The organism is Caballeronia fortuita (assembly GCF_001544835.2).
Classification (GTDB): Bacteria; Pseudomonadota; Gammaproteobacteria; order Burkholderiales; family Burkholderiaceae; genus Caballeronia; species Caballeronia fortuita.
In genome coordinates, this window is sequence record NZ_FCNX02000040.1 from 1 (window position 1) to 3,297 (window position 3,297).

The 3,297-nt window shown below is 61.4% G+C and carries 4 protein-coding genes; all 4 read right to left on the reverse strand.

From position 1 onward, the window contains the following. From AWB77_RS33945 to sdhC, 4 genes are read right to left on the reverse strand one after another with little or no spacing between them, the layout of a single operon-like run. A complete protein-coding gene (locus AWB77_RS33945) occupies positions 1 to 702 on the reverse strand; it encodes a succinate dehydrogenase iron-sulfur subunit (protein ID WP_061138835.1) in 702 nt (233 codons plus the stop codon). 22 nt (positions 703 to 724) lie between these two features. Next, positions 725 to 2,500 (reverse strand): succinate dehydrogenase flavoprotein subunit, encoded by a 1,776-nt coding sequence (sdhA, locus tag AWB77_RS33950; RefSeq protein WP_061138836.1) that lies wholly within the window; start codon positions 2,498 to 2,500, stop codon positions 725 to 727. A 5-nt stretch (positions 2,501 to 2,505) separates the two neighbouring features. Beyond that, the gene (gene sdhD / locus AWB77_RS33955; RefSeq protein WP_061138837.1) at positions 2,506 to 2,874 is read right to left on the reverse strand and encodes a succinate dehydrogenase, hydrophobic membrane anchor protein; all 369 of its coding nucleotides are present in this window, start codon (positions 2,872 to 2,874) and stop codon (positions 2,506 to 2,508) included. Between the two features lie 2 nt (positions 2,875 to 2,876). Then, positions 2,877 to 3,287, reverse strand: a complete 411-nt coding sequence (gene sdhC, locus AWB77_RS33960) for a succinate dehydrogenase, cytochrome b556 subunit (protein ID WP_063936609.1) — start codon at positions 3,285 to 3,287, stop codon at positions 2,877 to 2,879. Positions 3,288 to 3,297 lie beyond the last annotated feature (10 nt).

Sequence of the window (3,297 nt, forward strand, 5' to 3'; positions counted from 1 at the left end):
TCAAACCGCCCGGCGCACCATCAATTCCTTGATCTTGCCGATCGCCTTGGTCGGGTTGAGCCCCTTCGGGCACACGTCGACGCAGTTCATGATCGTGTGGCAACGGAACAGACGATACGGATCTTCCAGGTTGTCCAGACGTTCGCCCGTCGCCTGATCGCGGCTATCCGCGATGAAGCGATAAGCCTGCAGCAAGCCCGCCGGTCCCACGAACTTGTCCGGGTTCCACCAGAAGCTCGGGCACGACGTCGAGCAGCTCGCGCACAGAATGCACTCGTACAAGCCGTCGAGCTCATCGCGTTCGACCGGCGATTGCAGACGCTCCTTCTCGGGCGGCGGCGTATCGTTGATCAGATACGGCTTGATCGAATGATACTGGTTGAAGAACTGCGTGAAGTCGCAGATCAGATCGCGCACCACCGGCAGACCCGGCAGCGGACGCAGCACGATACGCTGCGGCAACTCGTTCAGATTCGTCAGGCACGCGAGGCCATTCTTGCCGTTGATGTTCATCGCGTCCGACCCGCACACGCCTTCGCGGCACGAGCGGCGGAACGACAGCGTCTCATCGACTTCCTTCAGCTTCACGAGCGCGTCGAGCAGCATGCGTTCATGCGTCAGATCGAGCTCGTAGCTCTGCATGCGCGGCGCCGCGTCCTTGTCCGGATCGTAACGATAGACTTCAAAAATTCTCTTTGCCATTTCGATTTCCTTGCGCTTTCCCTTAGAAGGTACGCGCCTTCGGCGGCACCGATTCGACCGTCAGCGGCTTCATCTGCACCGGCTTGTAATCCAGGCGATCGCCTTCGCTGAACCACAGCGTATGACGCATCCAGTTCTCGTCGTCGCGATGCTCGTAGTCGCTATGCGCATGCGCCCCGCGGCTTTCCTTGCGCGCTTCGGCCGATACCATCGTCGCGCGCGCCACTTCGATCAGGTTCGCGAGTTCGAGCGCCTCGACCTTCGCGGTGTTGAACACCTTCGACTTGTCCTTCAAGTGAACGTGCTTCACGCGCTCGCTCAGCTCCGCGATCTTGCCGACGCCCTCTTCCAGCAGCTTCGACGTGCGGAACACGCCCGCATGCGCCTGCATCGTCGCGCGGATGTCGTTGGCGATGTTCTGCGTGTATTCGCCCGACGTGGATTTCTCCAGCACCGCGAGACGTTCCATCGCGAAGTCGGCGGCATCGGCGGGAAGGGGCTTGTGCTCCTTCATTTCCGTTGCATGCTTGATGATGTGATTGCCCGCCGCGCGGCCAAAGACGACGAGGTCCAGCAGCGAGTTCGTGCCCAGACGGTTCGCGCCGTGCACCGATACGCACGAGCATTCGCCCACTGCGTAGAAACCGTTGACCGGATCGTCATAGCCCTTGCTCGTACCGACCACTTGCCCATGCATGTTCGTCGGAATACCGCCCATCTGATAGTGGATGGTCGGCACGACGGGGATCGGCTCCTTGATGCAATCGACGTTCGCGAACTTCAGCGCGATCTCGCGAATCGACGGCAGACGCTTCATGATCGTCTCGGCGCCGATATGCGACAGATCGAGCAGCACGTGATCCTTGTTCGGACCGACGCCGCGTCCTTCCTTGATCTCCTGATCCATCGAACGCGAGACGAAGTCGCGCGGCGCGAGATCCTTCAGCGTCGGCGCATAGCGTTCCATGAAGCGATCGCCGTTCGAGTTGCGCAGAATGCCGCCTTCGCCGCGCACGCCTTCGGTGATCAGCACGCCCGCGCCTGCAACGCCCGTCGGGTGGAACTGCCAGAACTCCATGTCCTGCAGCGCGATGCCCGAACGCGCGGCCATGCCGAGGCCGTCGCCCGTATTGATGAACGCATTCGTCGATGCCGCAAAGATGCGGCCCGCGCCGCCCGTGGCGAACAGCGTCGTCTTGCCTTCGAGGATATAGACGTCGCCCGTTTCCATTTCGAGCGCGGTGACGCCGAGCACGTCGCCATCGGCGTCGCGGATCAGATCGAGCGCCATCCATTCGACGAAGAAGTGCGTCTTGGCCGCGACGTTCTGTTGATACAGCGTGTGCAGCAGCGCGTGACCCGTGCGGTCAGCCGCGGCGCATGCGCGTTGCACGGGCTTCTCGCCATAGTTCGCCGTGTGGCCGCCGAACGGGCGCTGATAGATCGTGCCATCCGGATTGCGGTCGAACGGCATGCCCATGTGTTCGAGTTCATAGACCGCGTTGGGCGCTTCGCGGCACATGAACTCGATCGCGTCCTGATCGCCGAGCCAGTCCGAGCCCTTGATGGTGTCGTAGAAGTGATAGTGCCAGTTGTCTTCGCTCATGTTGCCGAGCGATGCACCGATGCCGCCTTGCGCGGCCACCGTATGCGAGCGCGTCGGGAACACTTTCGAGAGCACCGCGACGGAGAGCCCCGCGCGCGCGAGTTGCAGCGATGCGCGCATGCCCGATCCGCCCGCGCCGACGATAACCACGTCAAAGCGACGACGCGGCAAGGAAGTCTTGATTGCAGCCATGTTCTTTAAACTCTCCAGAGAATCTGTGCAGCGTAGCCGGCGCATCCGACGAGCCACAGGATCGTCAGCACTTGCAAGAGCAGGCGCAGACCCATGGGCTTCACGTAGTCCATCCAGATGTCGCGGATGCCGACCCACGCGTGATAGAACAGGCAAAGCAAGGTGACGAACGTCGCGAGCTTCATCCACTGGGTCGCGAAGATGCCCGCCCAGCCTTCGTAGGAGAAGTTGTGCGCGGCGAAGAACCAGAACAGAAGGATGACGGTGTACACGGCCATCACGACCGCGGTAATGCGTTGCGCGAGCCAGTCGCGCAGGCCATAGTGCGCGCCGACGACGAGGCGCTTCGGGCCGACCCGGTTTTGCGTTGCCATGGTTAGAACACTCCGAAGATCTTGAGAGCCATCGCGAGCGTGAGCAACAGCGAGACGATCAGCACGATGAGCGCGCTTTGTTTGCCGCCTTCCTTATTCACGCCGACGTGCGTGTCGAGCAGCAGGAAGCGGATGCCCGCGCAGAAGTGATGCAGATACGACCACGACAGCACGAGCGTGATGATCTTGACGATGGGGTTGGCGAGAAAGCCCTTGAACGCGTCGAACGAGATTTCCGACGTGAGGCTCTGATCGAGCAGATACAGGATGAACGGCAGAGACACGAAGAGCAGCAGCCCGCTCACGCGATGCAGGATCGATACCTTCCCCGCCAGCGGCAAGCGATACTTCGCGATCTGACCGATCCCGATGTTCCGGTACTCCGGCCTTGGTTTTTTTACGGCTTCAGCCATGCTAGACCCC